The sequence below is a fragment of the Aquabacterium humicola genome (assembly GCF_030167915.1).
GTDB lineage: Bacteria > Pseudomonadota > Gammaproteobacteria > Burkholderiales > Burkholderiaceae_C > Pseudaquabacterium > Pseudaquabacterium humicola.
The window spans coordinates 1,091,338-1,108,911 of record NZ_JARGNB010000002.1; the positions used below are offsets into that span (position 1 = coordinate 1,091,338).

The 17,574-nt window shown below is 71.3% G+C and carries 9 protein-coding genes; 5 read left to right on the top strand and 4 right to left on the bottom strand.

What is annotated here, in order from left to right; translation table 11 throughout:
* Positions 1–36: 36 nt before the first annotated feature.
* The 4 genes from P1K89_RS15265 to icmF all read right to left on the bottom strand — a co-directional run bounded on the left by P1K89_RS15265 (position 37) and on the right by icmF (position 9,867).
* On the bottom strand, positions 37–1,977 hold the full coding sequence (locus P1K89_RS15265) for a serine/threonine-protein kinase (protein WP_284617294.1): 1,941 nt from the start codon (positions 1,975–1,977) through the stop codon (positions 37–39).
* Between the two features lie 103 nt (positions 1,978–2,080).
* A complete protein-coding gene (locus P1K89_RS15270; protein ID WP_284617295.1) occupies positions 2,081–4,168 on the bottom strand; it encodes a caspase family protein in 2,088 nt (695 codons plus the stop codon).
* Positions 4,165–6,402, bottom strand: coding sequence for a carboxypeptidase-like regulatory domain-containing protein (locus P1K89_RS15275; protein ID WP_284617296.1), 2,238 nt, complete (start codon positions 6,400–6,402; stop codon positions 4,165–4,167). The genes P1K89_RS15270 and P1K89_RS15275 overlap by 4 nt, the downstream gene beginning before the upstream one ends.
* A 156-nt stretch (positions 6,403–6,558) precedes the next feature.
* Complete coding sequence (gene icmF, locus P1K89_RS15280) at positions 6,559–9,867, bottom strand: fused isobutyryl-CoA mutase/GTPase IcmF (protein ID WP_284617297.1); 3,309 nt, start codon at positions 9,865–9,867, stop codon at positions 6,559–6,561.
* A gap of 110 nt (positions 9,868–9,977) precedes the next feature.
* Between icmF and P1K89_RS15285 the strand changes: the two genes are divergently transcribed.
* From P1K89_RS15285 to P1K89_RS15305, 5 genes are all read left to right on the top strand, one after another.
* Positions 9,978–10,997, top strand: a complete 1,020-nt coding sequence (locus P1K89_RS15285; RefSeq protein ID WP_284617298.1) for an AraC family transcriptional regulator — start codon at positions 9,978–9,980, stop codon at positions 10,995–10,997.
* A 76-nt stretch (positions 10,998–11,073) separates the two neighbouring features.
* Entirely contained in the window at positions 11,074–11,643 is a 570-nt protein-coding gene (greB, locus tag P1K89_RS15290) for a transcription elongation factor GreB (RefSeq protein ID WP_284617299.1), read from the top strand.
* Between the two features lie 264 nt (positions 11,644–11,907).
* On the top strand, positions 11,908–12,567 hold the full coding sequence (locus P1K89_RS15295) for a Crp/Fnr family transcriptional regulator (protein ID WP_284617300.1): 660 nt from the start codon (positions 11,908–11,910) through the stop codon (positions 12,565–12,567).
* A 35-nt stretch (positions 12,568–12,602) separates the two neighbouring features.
* Positions 12,603–15,809, top strand: coding sequence for an adenylate/guanylate cyclase domain-containing protein (locus P1K89_RS15300; RefSeq protein WP_284617301.1), 3,207 nt, complete (start codon positions 12,603–12,605; stop codon positions 15,807–15,809).
* A gap of 64 nt (positions 15,810–15,873) precedes the next feature.
* Positions 15,874–17,568: a hydroxysqualene dehydroxylase gene (locus tag P1K89_RS15305; RefSeq protein ID WP_284617302.1), complete on the top strand. Its 1,695-nt coding sequence runs from the start codon at positions 15,874–15,876 to the stop codon at positions 17,566–17,568.
* Positions 17,569–17,574 lie beyond the last annotated feature (6 nt).

Consider the following 17,574-nt stretch of genomic DNA (forward strand, 5'->3'; position numbering starts at 1 on the left):
TCACGCCGCGCTCTTCCGGCGCGGCCAACAACGACATCAGTCAATGATGAAGTCGGCGGCGCGAAGTGACAGTGACTTAGGGCATTCCGCGGCCGCGCCGGCCGCGCCGGCCGTGCAATCGGCCACACCCAGCAGCGACAGCGGCCGCCCGCTGGCGAAGGCCTTCACCGCCTGCTGCAGCGACACGCCCTGGCGCAGATCGGCGGGCACGGCCAGCGGCTGCGGCGTCAGCACCGCGACCATGTAGCTGCGGCCGAGCGGCGGCTGTGCGACCAGGTCCCAGAACTGGCGCCGCGGCAGCTGCAGCGCCTGGCCGGCGTGGGCGCGGTCGTTGGCGTCGGCATCGTTCGGGAACACCAGGACGAGCTTGCCGCCCGGCACGTCGTTGACGCCCAGGATCATCAGCCGGCCGTCGCTCTTCGGTGCCACGTCCAGCGTGATGCGCTGGCCGACCTTCATGCGCGCCGGCACCACCTTCAGCTGCAGCTCCTGCGCGGTCGAGAGCTTCGCCAGGCCGTCGAGCACGCAGGGCCAGTCGGCGGCCTCGGCAGTGCAGGCCAGGCCGGGCACGGTCGCGCTGGCGGCCGTGGCCGTGGTCGAGCCGACCGGCGAGGAGGCCGCGGCGGTCGTGCCGGCCGGTGCCGACGCGGCGGCCGACGGGTCGACCGGCACGGCCGACGCCACCTGGCCGAGCACCGTCGGGTTGCTGCTCGACGACACCGTGCTCACGTCGGGCCGCGGACGCAGCTTCTGCCAGCCGACGCCGGCGATCGCGGCGATCAGGAGGCCACCGCCGAGCATCAGCAGCAGCGGCCGGCGCGACGGCGGCGCGGTTGCGGTCGAGGTGACGGCCACCGGGGGGGCCGTGCGCTCCCGGGTCACGGGGACGGACAGGGGCGCCGATGCGGGCGCGGAGCGGGGAGCCGATACCGGTTCCGATGCCGGTGCCGATACGGGGGCCGACACCGGCGCCGACACCGCCGGCCCCTGCCAGCTGCGCGTCGTCCCGTCGCGGCCCGACATCACCTGCGTCGTCTCGTCGTCGTAGAGCTTCGGCCTCGCCGGTTGCGGCGGCGGCGGCACGTCGTAGGTGCCGGCCTTGACCTGCTCGAGCGCCGCGCGCAGCTCGTCGCAGCTGCGGAAGCGGTTCTCCGGCTGCACCGCCATGCCGCGGTCGATCAGCGCCAGGAAGCCGCGCGAGAAACGTTCGCCGCCCAGGGCCGTGGCGGTCTTGAAGATCGCGCCGGCGTAGCGGTCGATGGCCGGCAGCGGCGACTGGCCGGTGACCGCGAAGTAGGCGACACCGCAGAGCGCGTAGAGGTCGGTCCACGGCCCGAGCGGGAAGCTGTCGGTGTACTGCTCGATCGGCGAGTAGCCGGGCTTGAAGATCAGCGAGGTCTGCGCGTCGTTGGCCTTGCGCGTGGCGCCGAAGTCCAGCAGCACCGGCGAGCCGTCGGGCTGCAGGATGATGTTGTCGGGCGAGACGTCGCGGTGCACCAGGTTCTCGCCGGGCAGCGAGTGCAGCCCGTGCAGCGCATCGAGCAGGCGTTCCATCAGCCGGATCAGCCACGGCTCGGTGACCATGTCGGGGTCCAGATGCACGGCATTGCGCATCGTCTGGCCCTCGTACAGCTTCATCGCCATGAAGGCGGTGCCGTTGGCCTGGAACACGCGATAGACGGCGACCAGCGAGCCATCGCTGCGCGTGCGCTCGTTGAGCATCGACAGCAGCCGCGCCTCGCGCACGAAGCGCGCGGCGCCGGAGTTGAACATCTCCGCCGCGTCCTCGTTCGACGGCCGCACCTCCAGGCCGTCGCGGCGCGAGTAGCCGCGCAGGAAGTACTCCTTCAGCGCCACGCGGCGGTCGAGCATCGGCTCGTAGGCTTCGTAGACGATGCCGAAGCCGCCGTAGCCGAGCACGCGGCGGATCTCGAACTCGCCGACGACGCTTCCGGCCGGCAGGGCGTCGTCGACCATCAGCGGCGCCCGGCCGCCCGTAGGGGCTGATGCGTCCCACGGATCCCGCAGGGAATCTCTCGGATCCCGTGGGGCAGCGAGCGAAGCGAGCGTCGGGGCGTCATCAGCGGCGCGCCAGCGACACCAGCTCCTGCCGGTCGTGCTGCTCGATGCGGCCGTCGCGCAGCCGCACCAGGGTCTCGTGCGCCAGGTCGGCATTCACGCCGGGCGCGACCCAGATCGTGCGCGTGATCGATGCGCCGAGGTCGACGTTGAAGCCGCGGGCCTCGATCCGGTAGGCCTCGTAGCGGCCGGCGGGCACCTGGATGGTTTCCTTGGCGGCGACCTTCACGTCGTACTGGAAGGTGTAGTTGAGCCCGCTGGTGCGCGCCTGCTTGAACATCGTGCGCCACTTGTGCCCGACGACCAGCTCGGCCGGGTAGAACTGGCGCGGCGTGCCCATGCTGCCGCGCGGATTCGCCGTGGTGTTGCCCATCATGTCCGAAGCGTATTCGCCACCGTTGTACTCGACCCGGTCGAGATTCTCGTCGACCGCGGTGACGCGCAGGCTCAGCGGTTTCTCGCTGCGGTTGAACTGGTCGACGATGCGGAACTCGTAGTGGTCGCCGACGCGGAAGTCGCGCCGGTGCTGCAGCCGGCCCTGGAAGAAGGGCGTCGGCGGCAGTTGCGCGACGACGGCCAGCGGCGGCTGCGCGGCGACGACGCGGTGGCGGTCGGCGGCTTCGGCCAGGCGTTGCAGCTCGCGGCGCGCCACATCGGCATCGCGGGCGCGGGCCTCGGCGGCCTGGCGGTCGGCGGCTTCGGCCTGGCGGCGCCGGGCCTCGATCTCGGCGGCCCGCGCCTCGGCGACGCGCACGGCCTCCTGCCGCTCGCGTTCGCGCTGCCGTGCTTCGGCCTCCTGGCGGCGGCGGGTCTCGACTTCCTCGGCGGCGCGCTGGCGCGCCGCGCTCTCGGCGGCCGCGACGCGCTGTGCCTCGGCGCGTTCGGCCGCGATGCGCGCGGCCTCGGCCCGCTCGGCTTCCTTGCGCGCGGCCTCGCGATCGGCGGCGATGCGCTGGGCCTCGCGTTCCGCGGCGACGCGGGCCGCCTCGCGCTCGGCGGCCAGGCGCTTTTCCTCGCGCTCGGCGGCTTCGAGCTTCTCGCGCAGCACCGCCTCGGCCTTCAGGCGCTCGGCTTCGGCCTCGGCGGCCTTGCGCCGGGCCTCCTCGCGACGCGCGACCTCGTTCTTCTTCAGCTCTTCCTCGAGCAGGCGGTTCAGCCGCGCCTGCGCCAGCTCGCTGGCGTTGCCGCTGGGGTAGGTGCGGATGAACTCGGTCAGCTGCGCGACGTTGGTGCTGCCGCGCACGCGCTGCCAGTCGGCCATCTCGCGTTCGAAGCGCTGTTCCAGCTCGGCCACCGACAGCGTGCCCTTGCGCTGCGGGAACAGCATCACGTCCTGCTCGAGCGAGGTGCTTTCCCAGGGCACCTGCCGGCCTTCGGACTCCATGCGCACGTTCAGGCGCACGCGCTTGAAGGCGTCTTCGAGGGAGGTGTCGGGCGTCGCCAGCTCGCGCACCAGGTGCTTGGTGTACAGGCCATTGCTGCCGCGGCCGTCGTAGGCGAGCTGGCCGGGTGCGGTGGCATAGGCCAGCAGGCTGCCGGCCGGCGCGTCGAACGGGCTCAGGCCCTTGGCGGGCGGGCGGTAGGCGCCGACGAAGGGATCCTCGCGGCAGGCGTCGAGGATCACCAGGTAGCTGCGGCCGCGCGCCTCGTTCATGTGGCGCATCAGCTCGCCGACGTCGACCGTCTGGCGCTGCACGTCGGTGGCGGTCTTGACCTTCGCGTCGACCGGCACGAGGTAGTTGCGCCAGTCCTGCTGCAGGCCGTGGCCGGCGTAGTAGAAGACGGCGAAGCGCACCTGCGGGTCGCGCACGCGGCTGCCGAAGCGCTGCATCGCCTGCACCAGGTCGCCGCGCGAGGTGTCGTAGCGCACGTCGACCTGGAAACCCGCGCGCTGCAGCAGCTCGGCCACCGCACGCGCGTCGTTCTTAGGGTTGATCAGCTCGTTGCCGGGGTAGGTGGCGTTGCCGATGACGAGCGCCAGCCGCTCCGTCGAGGTCGACGCCGACGGCCCGAGCGCCGGCAGCAGCGCCAGCGCTGCTGCCGCGGCGCGGGCGACCGCGCGGGAGCGGAAGCCGCGGCGGTCCGTCATGGCGCGCGGGGCGCGCGCGCCTTCGCAGCGGGCGCGGTGGCTTTCGGCGCCGAAGACGGGCCGCCGGTGAAGAAGCTGCAGTTGCTGTTCACCACGTTCAGCGTGCCGTTGCTGCAGGCCAGCGTGCGGCTGCCGACGAACGGGCCGAGCGAGTCGATCCAGGTGAAGCTGGAGCCGGACGGGATCAGCACGTCGCCCAGGTCTTCGTCGGCCGAACAGACGAAGGTGCTGTCGTTCCAGTTCTTGACGTTGGCCGTGCAGGCCTGCGCCACCGGCGGTGCGGTGCAGGTGGTTTCGCCGACGGTGATCAGTGCGCCGTCCATGCACTGCAGCGTGAGCTTGCCGGTGGACGGCGCATTGCTGTCCGTCAGCACGATCGTCGAACCGGAGGCGACGCTGGTCGGCACCGAGTCGGGCGTGCAGGTGTTGTTGCCGACGGTCCAGCCGCTGTTCGCCAGGCCCGCGGTGCTGCAGGTGGAGGTGGTGACCGCCGCGCAGCTGGGCGAGCCGGTCAGCGTCAGCGTGCCGTTGCTGCACGCGTAGCTGATCGCGCCGACATTGGGGGACGTGTTGTCCGTCAACGTCGCGGTGCTGCCCGACGCGATGCCGGTGGGCGCGACATCGGCGCTGCAGGTGCGCCCTTCGACCTGCCAGTCGCGCGACGGGGCGTTGCAGGCGCTCGGCACCGTGGTCTGGCAGAAGGGGATGCTCTGCGGGCTCAGCCGGCCGTCGCGGCAGATCCAGCCGGCGTTGCCGGTGTCGGGGCCGGTGGTGTCGGCCAGCTCGACGGCCTGCTGGTTGGCCAGCGGTTGCGGCGTCTGGTCCGCCGTGCAGGTCGCGCTGCCCGTGGTCCAGGTTCCGGGCGGCGCGGCGCAGCTGCCGGAGGTCAGGGCGCAGCTGGGGGTGCCTTGCACACTGAGGTTGCCGCCGGTGCAGGCGTAGGTGATGGATCCCGAGCTCGGCGCCGTGCTGTCGGTCAGCGTCTGCTGGGTGCCGGAGCTCATCGCCGTCGGGGTGTTGGCCGACTGGCACGACGTTCCGCCGACGCTCCACGTCGCCGATGGCGCCGCGCAGGCGGTGGTGCTGGACGTGCTGCAGGTGGCCGTGCCGGTCTGGCTCAGGCTGCCGTTGGAGCAGGCATAGGTGATGGAGCCGGTGGTCGGCGACTGGCTGTCGGTGAGCGTCAGCGACTGGCCCGACGCCAGGCCGCCCGGTGCTGCATCGGACGTGCAGGAGCTGGCGCCGACCGTCCACGATGCGGTGGGTGCGTTGCACGGCTGGTTCACCGGCGCCGCGCATGTCGGCGTGCCGACCGGTGTCAGCGTGCCGTTGCTGCACGAGAAGTCGGCGCTGCCGACCAGCGGTGCGCTGCTGTCGTTGAAGCGGCCGGTGGTGCCGCTGGGGATGAAGCCCGGGCTGTTGGACGTGGTGCAGACGTTGCCGCCGGCCACCCAGCGCCGCGGCGCGGTGCAGGCGCTCTGCACCTTCGGCACGACCTGCGTGGCGCCGTTGTTGTCGATGTACACCGCGACCGTCTCGAGCACCAGGTCATGGCCCTGGAGGTTGGGGCGGAAGAACTGCGTGATCGGATCGAAGGTGTCGGGGTTGAGGCCGGCCGCGGTGATCTGGTTGCGGATGGTCTGCGTGAGGTTGGTGCGCACCGTCGGGATCTGTCCGGACTGCGCCGTGACGATCGCCGGCGTCAGGTTGCGCGCGCCGCTCTGGCCGCCGGCGATGGCGAGGTCCGATGCCAGCTTGTCGGTCAGGCCGGTGATGTTGATCGTGATGAAGCCGCGCTTCTTGACGGCCTGCGTGCTGAACGCATGGTGGCGCTCCTCGCCGTCGGCGGTGACCAGCTTCAGCACGAAGGGCGGCGTGAACCGCGTGATGTTGATGCGGTAGTAACCCTGGGCGTCGGTGGTCGCGCTGCGGGTCTGGCCGCCGGCGTCGGTCAGCGTGACGGCGGCGTTGGGAATCGCGCGGCCGTCGCCGGCCGTGCCGTCGGCGCCGGCAGAGTCGCCGTCGGCGCCGCCCGGGCCGCCACCGGGCGCCGTGCCCCAGAAGGGATCGTCGCAGGCCAGCGAGCCCCCCGTGCTGTCAGGGATGGGCGCGCAGGCGGGCGGTGGCGGTGGCGGCGGGGGCGCATCGCCTCCGCCGCCGCCACCGCAGGAACCGAGCATCACGGCCACCAGTCCGAACAGCACCGGCAGCATCGGGCGGACAAACCGTGACATGGGGCTTCCTTCCAGGCGACGCGTGGGAACGTCGAAAATTCTAGGAGCCCGCGACCGCACTGCGCCGCCATGGCGCAGTGCCGAAAGTCAGGTGTTACGAGGTGCAGCGCATGCAAAGGGGCCCGGGCGTGCGCTTGCGCACGAACGGGACGGGCCTCACATGCTGCGCCGGTACTGCCCGCCGACCTCGAACAGCGCGTTGGTGATCTGCCCCAGCGAGCAGCAGCGCACCGCGTCCATCAGCACGTCGAAGACGTTGCGGTTGTCGATCACCGCCTGCTTCAGCCGCTCCAGCATCGCCGGGGTCTCGGCGGCGTGGCGGGCATGGAAGTCGGCCAGCCGCGTGAGCTGGCTCTGCTTCTCCTCGTCGGTGGAGCGCGCGAGCTCGATGTGGTCGGGCACCGGGTCGCCGTGCGGGTTGCGGAAGGTATTGACGCCGATGATCGGGTATTCGCCGGTGTGCTTCTGCATCTCGTAGTGCATCGACTCTTCCTGGATCTTGCCGCGCTGGTAGCCCGTCTCCATCGCGCCCAGCACGCCGCCGCGCTCGGCGATCTTCTCGAACTCGGCCAGCACCGCCTCCTCGACCAGTTCGGTCAGCTCGTCGATGATGAAGGCGCCCTGGTTCGGGTTCTCGTTCTTCGCCAGGCCCCACTCGCGGTTGATGATGAGCTGGATGGCCATCGCGCGGCGCACGCTCTCCTCGGTCGGCGTGGTGATCGCCTCGTCGTAGGCGTTGGTGTGCAGCGAGTTGCAGTTGTCGTAGATCGCGATCAGCGCCTGCAGCGTGGTGCGGATGTCGTTGAAGGCGATCTCCTGCGCGTGCAGCGAGCGGCCCGAGGTCTGCACGTGGTACTTCAGCTTCTGGCTGCGTTCGTTGGCACCGTACTTCTCCTTCATCGCCACCGCCCAGATGCGGCGCGCGACGCGGCCGAGCACGGTGTACTCCGGGTCCATGCCGTTCGAGAAGAAGAACGACAGGTTGGGCGCGAAGTCGTCGATGTGCATGCCGCGCGCGAGGTAGGCTTCGACGAAGGTGAAGCCGTTGCTCAGCGTGAACGCCAGCTGAGAGATCGGGTTCGCGCCCGCCTCGGCGATGTGGTAGCCGGAGATCGACACCGAGTAGAAGTTCCGCACCTGGTGGTGCACGAAGTACTCGGCGATGTCGCCCATCACCTTCAGGCTGAACTCGGTCGAGAAGATGCAGGTGTTCTGGCCCTGGTCCTCCTTCAGGATGTCGGCCTGCACCGTGCCGCGCACGTTGGCCTGGGCCCATTCGCGGATCTTCTGCGCTTCGGTGTCCGTCGGCGGGCGGCCGTTGTCGGCCTCGAACTTGGCCAGCTGCTGGTCGATCGCGGTGTTCATGAACATCGCCAGGATCGTCGGCGCCGGGCCGTTGATCGTCATCGACACCGAGGTGTTGGGCGCGCACAGGTCGAAGCCGTCGTACAGCACCTTCATGTCGTCCAGCGTGGCGATCGACACGCCCGAGTTGCCGACCTTGCCGTAGATGTCGGGGCGCAGGTCCGGATCGTTGCCGTACAGCGTGACCGAGTCGAAGGCGGTCGACAGCCGCTTGGCCGGCATGCCTTCGGACACCAGCTTGAAGCGCCGGTTGGTGCGGAAGGCATCGCCCTCGCCGGCGAACATGCGCGTCGGGTCCTCGCCTTCGCGCTTGAACGCGAAGGTACCGGCGGTGTAGGGGTAGCTGCCCGGCACGTTGTCGAGCATCAGCCACTTCAGCAGCTCGCCGTGGCACTCGTACTGCGGCAGCGCGACCTTGCGGATCTTGTTGCCCGACAGCGTGGTGTGCACCAGCGACGTGCGGATCTCCTTGTCGCGGATCTTCACGACGTACTCGTCGCCGGCGTAGGCCTTCTGCATCTCGGGCCACATCGCCAGCAGCTTGCGCGCGGCAGGATCGAGGCGGCCATCGCGTTCCTCGGCCAGCGACCACAGCGTCGCCGGATCGCCGTTCACGTCCTGCAGCATGCGCGCGCTCGCGCGCAGTTGCTGCAGTTCCCGCGCCAGCCGCGCCTGCGCACGCGCGCGGCCCTTGTAGCCGCGCACGGTGTCGCTGATCTCGGCGAGGTACCGTACGCGCGCGCCCGGCACCACCGGCGTCTGGTTGGTGCTGTGGCGGGTGTTGACCGCCGGCAGGCGGCTGTCCGGCAGCGGCAGGCCCAGCGCCGCGAGCCGGGGCTTCAGCGCCTGGTACAGCGCGGTGACGCCGTCGTCGTTGAAGCGGCTGGCCATCGTGCCGAAGACCGGCATCTGGTCCGGCATCACGTTGAAGGCGCCGCGGTTGCGCTGCACCTGCTTGGCGACGTCGCGCAGCGCGTCGGCCGCGCCCTTGCGGTCGAACTTGTTGATGGCCACGAACTCGGCGAAGTCGAGCATGTCGATCTTCTCGAGCTGGCTCGCGGCACCGTACTCGGGCGTCATCACGTACATCGGCACGTCGACCAGCGGCACGATCGCCGCGTCGCCCTGGCCGATGCCGGAAGTCTCGACGATGATCAGGTCGAAGCCGGCCACCTTGGCGGCCGCCAGCACGTCGGGCAGCGCAGCGGAGATCTCGCTGCCGGTGTCGCGGGTGGCGAGCGAGCGCATGTAGACGCGATGACCAGAATCGCCGGGCGTCGTCTGACCGGCCGGCTTGGGCCACGGCCCGATCGCGTTCATGCGGATGCGGTCGCCCAGCAGCGCGCCGCCACTCTTGCGCCGCGACGGGTCGATCGAGATCACCGCGATGCGCAGCGCGTCGCCCTGGTCGAGGCGGATGCGGCGGATCAGCTCGTCGGTCAGGCTGGACTTGCCGGCGCCGCCGGTGCCGGTGATGCCGAGCACCGGGGCCTTCGCCGCCTTCGCGGCCGCGTGCAGCTGCTGCACGAGCTCGGGAGAAACCTTGCCGTTCTCGAGCGCGGTGATCAGCTGGGCCAGCGCGCGCCACGCGGCTTCGCCATGGCCCTGGATCGCCTCCAGCGAGGCCGGCGCGTGCACCGTCAGGTCCTGGTCGGCGCGCATGACCATCTCGCCGATCATGCCGGCCAGGCCCATGCGCTGGCCGTCCTCGGGGCTGTAGATGCGCACGCCCTGGTCGGCCAGCGCGCGGATCTCGGCCGGCACGATCACGCCGCCACCGCCGCCGAAGACCTGGATGTGCTCGCCGCCGCGGGCCTTGAGCAGCTCGACCATGTAGGCGAAGTACTCGTTGTGGCCGCCCTGGTAGCTGGAGACCGCGATGCCCTGCACGTCCTCCTGCAGCGCGGCGGTGACGACCTCGTCGACCGAGCGGTTGTGGCCCAGGTGGATCACCTCGGCGCCCATGCCCTGCAGGATACGCCGCATGATGTTGATCGCCGCGTCGTGGCCGTCGAACAGGCTCGCGGCGGTGACGAAGCGCACCTTGTGGGTCGGGCGGTACTCGGCCAGCGCCTTGTATTCGGCGGACAGGTTGGTCATGTTGTCTCCGGCACGCGGTGGTCTCTCGACCGGGCAGTCTAGGCCGGTCGCGGCCGGCGCGCGATGGTCTAAGCGCTCAGGCGCCTGAGCGGTTTTGCCAGAATCCCCGGATGCCGCCTGCGCCCCAGCACACCGTGTCGATCGCCTTCGTGCGCAGCGCGGTCGGGGCGCTGGACGACGTGCAGCGCCAGGCGGTGCTGCAGCGCGCGGGCATCGCCGAAGAGCTGCTGGCCAGCGACGCGGCCCGGGTGCCGGCGTCGGCCTTCGCCGCGTTGTGGCTGGCCGTCGGCGAGGCGCTGGACGACGAGTTCTTCGGCCTCGACGCGCGGCGCATGAAGGTCGGCAGCTTCGCGCTGCTGTGCCATGGGCTGGCGGGCCAGCGCACGGTCGAACGCGCGCTGAAGCTGGCGTTGCGCGGGCTGGCGCTGTTCCTCGACGACATCGAGGCGACGCTGGCGGTGCAGGGCGGGCAGGCGCGCATCCGCCTGGCCAACCGGATCGCCGCGCCGGACGCGCGCCGCTTCGCCGACGAAACGCTGCTGGTGATGGTGCACGGCCTCTTGTGCTGGCTGGCCGGCCGGCGCGTGCCGCTGTCGGGGCTGGACTGGGCGCATCCGCGGCCGGCGCATGCCGACGAGTACCGCCGCATGTTCTCGCCGGTGCTGCGCTTCGAGCAGCCGGCAACGGCCATCAGCTTCGATGCCCGGGTGCTGCGCGCCGAGCTGTGCATCAGCCCGGCGGCATTGAGCGCCTTCCTGCGCGACGCGCCGCAATCGGTGTTCCTGAAGCAGGTGCACCAGGGCGGCTGGGCCGAACGCGTGCGGCGCCAGCTGCGCCGGCGCTTTGCCGCCGACGGCACGGACGGCGCCGAGGGCCCGACGCTGGAAGCCCTGGCGCAGCAGTTCGGCCTGTCGCCGGCGACCCTGCGGCGGCGCCTGGACGACGAAGGCGCCGGCTGGCAGGCCCTGAAGGACGAGGTGCGGCGCGACCTCGCGATCCACCACCTCGCCGACCCGCGCCTGAGCATCGAACAGGTGGCCGCGCAGCTCGGCTTCACCGACGCCAGCTCCTTCCACCGCGCATTCCGCAAGTGGACCGGCGCAGCGCCGGGGGCCTATCGCGCCGGCTGAGCGCGCATCGCGCTTGACCCTGCCCGGCGCGTCGTTGCTGTGATGCGCGCGCGCCTTGCCTAGACTTCGCTTCGAGATGAACAAGGCCTTCACCCGCGAACCCGACGGCGACCTCGACGACGACGAGGACGGCGCCGGCTCGGCCCCGCTGCCCGCCGGCGGCAAGAACTACATCACCCCGCAGGGCTACCAGCGCCTGCGCGCGGAGCTGCTCGGGCTGATCGACGTCGAGCGGCCGAAGATGGTCGAGGTGGTGCACTGGGCGGCGAGCAACGGCGACCGCTCGGAGAACGGCGACTACCTCTACGGCAAGAAGCGCCTGCGCGAGATCGATCGCCGCATCCGCTTCCTGACCAAGCGCCTGGACATCGCCGAGGTGGCCGACCCGTCGCTGCACCATGGCAGTGACCAGGTGTTCTTCGGCGCGACGGTGACCTATGCGAACCACAAGGGCGAGGAACGCACGATCACCATCAAGGGCATCGACGAGGCCGACAACCTGCAGGGCCAGGTCAGCTGGGTGGCGCCGATCGCGCGGGCGCTGCTGAAGGCGCGCATCGGCGACGAGGTGCGCCTGCAGACGCCGGGCGGGCCCGAGACGCTGGAGGTCCTGGAAGTGCAGTACCCGGCGCCTGGCGAAGCCTGAGCCGGCGCTCAAGCGCCCGGGCCGCCACGCCATGGAAGTCGTCGCCAGAAGGACACAGGGCGAGCCGCGCTGCTGCGCTGCCCGCCCTGCCGTCCGGCGCGTCGCGATGCGTGTCGCGCGGCCTTGTTCCCTGAGCCGATGCCGTCTTGTGACGGTGTGGCGTCACTGTAGGCAGTGCAGGGACCCGCCGGGCTCGGCGGAAGTCACAAGCACCCTGTGACATATTCCCATCTGCCGCCGGTCGCGCCGCCATAATCCATGCCAATGATGGAGCTTCCCGACAACGAAGACGACAGGCTGCCGCACGGCCTGCTGGCAGCGATCTCCCGGCACGGCGGCACACGCAACTTCGCAGCCAATACCGTGCTGATCCACGAAGGCGACGTCAGCGACTCGATCTTCATCGTGCTCAGCGGTCGCGTGAAGGCCTACTCGGCCGGCCCGCAGGGGCGCGAGATCGTGCTCGAGGAGTTCGGACCCGGCCACTATGTCGGCGAGCTCGCGCTCGACGGCGACAAGCGCTCGGTGTCGATCAAGACGCTGGAGGCGACCACCTGCTGCGTCGTGCAGCGCGACGGGCTCGACGCCTTCCTGCTCGAGCATCCGGAGTTCGCCGGCCACCTGACGCGCAAGCTGATCCGCATGGTGCGGCGCCTCACCGAGCAGGTGAAGAGCCTGGCGCTGCAGGACGTCTACGGCCGCGTCACGCGCGTGCTGATGGAACTGTCCGATCCGGTCGACGACCATCCCGAGCAGCGCCTGGTGCGCCAGCGCCTGACGCAGCAGGACATCGCCGACCGCGTCGGCTCGTCGCGCGAGATGGTGCATCGGGTGATGAAGGAGCTGGCGATCGGCGAGTACGTCGTGACCGACGAGAACAGCAAGCTGCTCGTCATCCGCAAGAAGCTGCCCCACGCCTGGTGACGAGCATGGCGCGCCACGACCGCGGGAGTCGCTGAATGCAGTGCCTGCGCTGTCGCGCCGATGTGCCTGCGGACGCGCGGTTCTGCCCGTCCTGCGGCGCGCCGCAATTGCGCAGCTGCGGCCATTGCGGCACCGGCAACCAGGCCGGCGACCGCTTCTGCAAGGGTTGCGGCAAGCCGCTGGCCGGCGTCGCGCCGATGCCGGGCGCGGGCCCGAAGGGCGAGGCCGAGCGCCGCAACCTGACCGTGATGTTCTGCGACGTCGTCGGCTCCGTCGCGCTGTCGACGACGCTCGACGCCGAGGACCTGCGCGACCTGATGCGCGCCTACCAGCAGGTGTGCGCGGCCGCGATCGCGCACTTCGACGGCCACGTCGCGCAGGTGCTGGGCGACGGCGTGCTGGCCTACTTCGGTTATCCCACCGCCCACGAGGACGATGCGCGCCGCGCCGTGCTCGCCGCGCTGGACACGCTGGACGGGCTGGCGCCGCTGGCTGCGAAATGGCTGCGCGAGCGCGGCGTGACGCTGCGGGTGCGCATCGGCGTGCACAGCGGGCAGACCGTGGTCGGCGAGATGGGCGCCGCCGGCGCCAGCCAGACGCTGGCCACCGGCGAGACGCCGAACATCGCCGCGCGCATCCAGGGCCTGGCGGAGCCGGACAGCATCGTCATCAGCGGCGCGACGCAAGGGCTGGTGCGCGGTTATTTCCGGCTCGAGCCGCTGCTCGAGCGCACCGTCAGCGGCATCGAGCAGCCGTTGTCGCTGTTCCGGGTGATCGGCAAGACCGGTGCGCTGTCGCGCCTGGCCGCGCTGGGCGACGAGGGTCTGCTGCCCTTCGTCGGCCGCGAGCGGCTGGTCGAGCCGCTGCAGCAGCGCTGGGCCGACGCGCAGCACGGCCGTGGCGGCTGTGTGCTGGTGCAGGGCGATCCCGGCATGGGCAAGTCGCGGCTGCTGCGCACGCTGCGCGATCGGCTGGCGCTGGTGCCGCCGGCGGTGATCGAGGTGCAGTGTTCGCCCTACCAGCAGAACAGCGCCTTCGCGCCGGTCATCGAGTGGCTGGAGAACGAGTTCGGCATGCACCGCGAGCAGACGCCGGCCGAGCGCAGCGCGCTGCTGGCCGCCGCGCTGCCGGCGCTGCACAGCGACGACCCCGCCGAGACGCTGACCTTGCTGGCCGACCTGATGTCCGTCGACCGGCCCGCCGGCCACGCCGAGCTGTCGATGACGCCGCAGCGACAGCGCCGCCGCACGATCGAGCTCCTGGCCACGCTGCTGGTCGAGCGCGCGCGGCGCCAGCCGCTGCTGATGGTGATCGAGGACCTGCACTGGGTCGACCCGTCGACGCTGGAACTGCTGGACGAGCTGGTCGGGCGCGCCGCCGATGCGCCGCTGATGATCGTGATGACCCACCGGCCCGAGTTCCTGCCCGCGTGGGCCCAGCAGCGGGGCGTGCATCGCGTCGTGCTCGGCGCGGTCGACGCCGATGCCGCCGCGGCCATCGTCGCCAACGTCAACGGCGGCCAGCCGCTGCCCGCCGGCGTGATGCGCGCAGTGCTGGCGCGCGCCGAAGGCAATCCGCTGTACCTGGAGGAGATCACCCGCGTGGTGATCGACACCGGCGCGGCGTTCCAGGCGTCGGCACAAAGCGAGCCGATGATTCCGGCGACGGTGCAGGAATCGCTGGCCGCGCGCATCGACCGGCTGGGTCCGGCGAAACCGGTCGCGCAGCTGGCGGCCGCGCTCGGCCGCCAGTTCAGCTTCGAGCTGCTGCGCGCGATGTCCGAGCTGCCGCCGGACGGCCTGCAGGACGTGCTGGGCCACCTGGTGCACGAGAACCTGCTGGTGCAGGACGGCACGCCGCCCGAGGCCGCCTACAGCTTCAAGCACGCGCTGCTGCAGGATGCGGCCTACCAGTCGCTGCTGCGCTCGCGCCGGCGCGAGATCCACGCCACCATCGCACGCACGCTGGTCGAGCGCTTCCCGCAGACCTGCGAGGCGCAGCCCGAGCTCGCGGCGCGCCACTACACCGAAGCCGGCATGGACGACGAGGCCATCGCGCTGTGGCGCAAGACCGGCGAGCGGGCGCTGGCGCGCTCGGCGCAGGTCGAGGCCGCGGTGCACTTCCGCCAGGCGCTGGCGCTGGTGCGCAAGCGCCCGCCCGGCCCCGCACGCGTGCAGGACGAACTGGCGCTGCTGATGACGCTGGGGCCGCTGCAGATGGCCACCTGCGGTTATGCCGATCCGAGCGTTGCGCGCACCTACCGCGAGGCGCGCGAGATCTGCGATGAGCTCGGCGATGCGCCGCAGATCGTGCCGGTGCTGTTCGGGCTGTGGGCCTTCCACGTCGTGCGCGGCGACCTGCGCGCCGCGCTGGAGCTGGCCGACCAGTTGCTGCGCCTGGTGCAGGGCAGCGGCGACTCGGGGCTGCTGCTCGAGGCCCACGTGGTGCGCGGCGTCACGCAGTACTTCCTCGGCGAGTTCCCGGCCGCGCGCGACACGCTGCGCGCCGGCATCCACCTCTACCGGCCCGACGAGCACCGCGGCCACGCGCAGGTCTTCGGTCAGGAGCCGGGCATGGCGCTGCATGTCTACCTCGCGAAGACGCTGGCCGTGATGGGCGATGCCGACGGCGCGGCGGCGCATGCGCGCGAGGCGGCGGCGATCGCCGAGGCCACCGCGCATGCGCACACCTCGTGCTTCTGCATGACCTACCAGATGGTCGTGCACCTGCTCGCCGGCGAAGCGGCGCCGCTGGCCGAGCTGGCCCGGCGCTGCGGCGCGTTGGCGCACGAGCAGGGTTTCCCGATCTGGGAAGCGGCCAGCGAGCTGATGGGCGGCTGGGCCGCCATCGCCGGGGGCGACGCCGAGTGCGACGGCCTGGCGCGCATGCGCGAGGGCATCGCCCGGTGGCGCGCGACCGGCACCACGCTGTATGCGCCGTACTGGGCCGGGCTGCTGGCCGAGGCGCTGGCCGCGCACGGCGAGACCGAGGCCGCGCTGTCGCTGGTCGATGGCGCCGTGCAGCAGCAGGCGCAGGGCGAGGAGCGCCTGGCACTGGCCGAGCTGCTGCGGCTGCGGGCCGAGATACGGTTGAAGCGCGAAGGTGCGGCGGCGGAGGCCGCATCGCGGGCGGACCTGTTGCGGGCGATCGAGCTGGCGCAGGCGCAGAGCGCCGGCCTGTGGGCCGGGCGGGCCGCGGCCAGCCTGCAGCGGCTCGACAAGGCGTCGCTGCCCGCGGCCTGAACCGGAGACCAACCGGTCCCGATCACGGGGCCATCTGCGCGAGGGCGCGCGAGGGAGTCGGACGATGGGCGATCGTGTGGTGATCCTGGGCGGCGGTGTGGCCGGCATGTCGGCGGCACACGAGCTCGTCGAGCGCGGCTTCGTCGTGCAGGTGTTCGAGAAGCGCCGCATCGCCGGCGGCAAGGCGCGCAGCGTGCCGGTGCCGGGCTCGGGCACCGAGGGCCGGCGCGACCTGCCGGGGGAACACGGCTTCCGCTTCTTCCCGCGCTTCTACCGCCACCTGCCGGACACGATGCGGCGCATCCCGTACGGCGACAACCGGCACGGTGTCGAGGACAACCTGGTCGAGACCACGCGGCTGGAGTACCCGTTGGTGGGGCAGGCGCCGATCGTCGCGGTCGACCGCTTCCCGCGCAGCCTCGCCGACTGGAAGCTGGTCTTCAAGGACATGACCGGCGACTACGGCTTTCAGCCCGGCGAGCAGGAGTTCTTCGCCGAACGCATCTGGCAGATCATCACCAGCTGCGAGGACCGCCGCGTCGACGAGTACGAGCGCCTGGGCTGGTGGGAGTTCGTCGGCGCGGCGACGCGCTCGCCGGCCTACCAGAAATTTCTCGCCGGCGGGCTGACGCGTTCGCTGAACGCCGCGAAGGCGCAGCTGGCCAGCACGCGCACCATCGGCGACGTGCTGGTGCAGTTGCTGTTCGACATCCTGACGCCGGGCACCAGCTCGGACCGGCTGCTGAACGGGCCGACCAACGACGTGTGGATCGACCCCTGGCTGGCCTACCTGCGCGAGCAGGGCGTGGACTACCAGTTCGGCGCGCACTTCGAGCGCCTGAACGTCGCCGACGGCCGCATCGCCAGCGCGACGGTGACGCAGGACGGCCGCACCTTCGACGTGCAGGCCGACCACTACCTGTGCTGCGTGCCGCTCGAAGTCATGGCGCGGCACATCACGCCGGAACTGCTGGCCGCCGACTCGACGCTGCAGGGCATCGTCGACATCCGCCGCAACGTGCAGTGGATGAACGGCATCCAGTTCTACCTGAAGCAGGATGTGCCGATCGTGCACGGCCACGCGCTGTACGTCGACAGCGCCTGGGCGCTGACCTCGGTGTCGCAGGCGCAGTTCTGGCCGCGCTTCGACTTCGCGCGCGCCGGCGACGGCACGGTGCGGGGCATCCTGTCGGTCGACATCTCCGAGTGGGAAGTCGCCGGCTCCGAAGCGCACACCGGCGGCCGCACCGCGAAGCAGTGCACGCACGAGGAGATCGCCGCCGAGACCTGGTACCAGCTGAAGCAGTCGCTGAACCGGCCCGGCGCCGAGCTGCTGACGGACGACATGCTGCACTCGTGGTTCCTCGACCCGGACATCATTCCGCGCCTCGATCCGGCCGACCCCGCGGGACGTTCGCGCGAGCGCGACTCCGAGCCGCTGCTGGTCAACTACATCAACAGCTGGGACAAGCGGCCCGATGCCTACACCCGCATCCCGAACCTGTTCCTGGCGGCCGACTACGTGCGCACCTACACCGACCTGGCGACGATGGAAGGGGCCAACGAGGCGGCGCGCCGCGCGGTGAATTCGATCATCGACGCCAGCGGCAGCTCGGCGCCGCTGTGCCAGCTGTGGAAGCTGCACGAGCCGGAGCTCTTCGCGCCCTGGCGTGCGAACGACCAGACGCGCTACGACGCCGGCATGCCGTGGGACGGCGAGCTCGACCTCGGCAAGCGCCTGGCGCGTTTGTTCGGCTGACGTCCA

What these genes read in the sequence shown, in the direction of transcription:
- P1K89_RS15265 (WP_284617294.1), bottom strand. Translation starts at nt 1,977, where the DNA reads ATGGTCGACGACGCCCTGCCGGCCGGAAGCGTCGTCGGCGAGTTCGAG.
- P1K89_RS15270 (WP_284617295.1), bottom strand. Translation starts at nt 4,168, where the DNA reads ATGACGGACCGCCGCGGCTTCCGCTCCCGCGCGGTCGCCCGCGCCGCG.
- P1K89_RS15285 (WP_284617298.1), top strand. Translation starts at nt 9,978, where the DNA reads ATGCCGCCTGCGCCCCAGCACACCGTGTCGATCGCCTTCGTGCGCAGC.
- greB (WP_284617299.1), top strand. Translation starts at nt 11,074, where the DNA reads ATGAACAAGGCCTTCACCCGCGAACCCGACGGCGACCTCGACGACGAC.
- P1K89_RS15300 (WP_284617301.1), top strand. Translation starts at nt 12,603, where the DNA reads ATGCAGTGCCTGCGCTGTCGCGCCGATGTGCCTGCGGACGCGCGGTTC.
- P1K89_RS15275 (WP_284617296.1), bottom strand. Translation starts at nt 6,402, where the DNA reads ATGTCACGGTTTGTCCGCCCGATGCTGCCGGTGCTGTTCGGACTGGTG.
- P1K89_RS15305 (WP_284617302.1), top strand. Translation starts at nt 15,874, where the DNA reads ATGGGCGATCGTGTGGTGATCCTGGGCGGCGGTGTGGCCGGCATGTCG.
- icmF (WP_284617297.1), bottom strand. Translation starts at nt 9,867, where the DNA reads ATGACCAACCTGTCCGCCGAATACAAGGCGCTGGCCGAGTACCGCCCG.
- P1K89_RS15295 (WP_284617300.1), top strand. Translation starts at nt 11,908, where the DNA reads ATGATGGAGCTTCCCGACAACGAAGACGACAGGCTGCCGCACGGCCTG.